The organism is Pseudoalteromonas sp. MMG012, assembly GCF_018100875.1.
GTDB lineage: Bacteria > Pseudomonadota > Gammaproteobacteria > Enterobacterales > Alteromonadaceae > Pseudoalteromonas > Pseudoalteromonas aurantia.
In genome coordinates this window covers 1-1,168 of sequence record NZ_JAGJEF010000194.1, presented here as the reverse complement: position 1 = coordinate 1,168, position 1,168 = coordinate 1, and the positions used below count along the sequence as shown (strand labels likewise).

Below are 1,168 nucleotides of genomic sequence, written 5' to 3'. Positions count from 1 at the left end.
ACCCTAACTGCAGCAATCACTAACGTACTTGCAAAAGTATACGGTGGTGAAGCAAAAGACTTCGCAGCAATCGATAACGCTCCAGAAGAGCGTGAGCGTGGTATCACAATTTCAACGTCTCACGTTGAGTACGATACACCGACTCGTCACTACGCACACGTAGATTGTCCAGGACACGCGGATTATGTTAAAAACATGATCACAGGTGCTGCACAAATGGACGGCGCAATCCTAGTAGTTGCTGCAACTGACGGCCCTATGCCACAAACACGTGAGCACATCCTACTTTCTCGTCAGGTTGGCGTACCTTACATCATCGTATTCATGAACAAATGTGACATGGTTGATGACGAAGAGCTACTTGAGCTAGTAGAGATGGAAGTTCGTGAACTTCTTTCTGAGTATGACTTCCCAGGTGATGACTTACCACTAATCGCAGGTTCAGCGCTTAAGGCGTTAGAAGGCGAGAAAGAGTGGGAAGACAAGATTGTAGAGCTTGCAGAAGCACTAGATTCTTACATTCCAGAGCCAGAGCGTGACATCGATAAGCCATTCATCATGCCTATCGAAGACGTATTCTCAATCCAGGGTCGTGGTACAGTAGTAACAGGCCGTGTTGAAGCTGGTATTGTAAACGTGAACGACGAAGTTGAAATCGTAGGTATGAAAGAAACTACGAAGACAACTTGTACGGGTGTAGAGATGTTCCGTAAGCTTCTAGACGAAGGTCGTGCGGGTGAGAACATTGGTGCACTTCTACGTGGTACTAAGCGTGAAGACGTTGAACGTGGTCAAGTACTAGCGAAGCCTGGTTCAATCACGCCACACACGAAGTTCACTTCAGAAGTATACGTACTTTCGAAAGATGAAGGTGGTCGTCATACACCATTCTTCAAAGGTTACCGTCCACAGTTCTACTTCCGTACAACTGACGTAACAGGTAACGTTGAGTTACCAGAAGGCGTAGAAATGGTAATGCCTGGTGATAACATCAAGATGACTGTAGACCTAATCGTACCAATCGCGATGGACGAAGGTTTACGCTTCGCTATCCGTGAAGGTGGTCGTACAGTTGGTGCTGGTGTTGTTGCAACTATCGTTGAGTAATATCGACCATAGTTAATGCATAAGCATTGATAAGAAACCCAAGCTTAGGCTTGGGTTTTTT

At 45.9% G+C, this 1,168-nt stretch carries 1 protein-coding gene; it reads left to right on the top strand.

Translation table 11 applies throughout. The annotated features are described in order from the left end of the window. Positions 1-1,107, top strand: a 1,107-nt coding sequence (gene tuf, locus J8L97_RS22965) for an elongation factor Tu (RefSeq protein ID WP_192505805.1), incomplete at its 5' end; no start/stop codon positions are given. Positions 1,108-1,168: the final 61 nt, after the last annotated feature.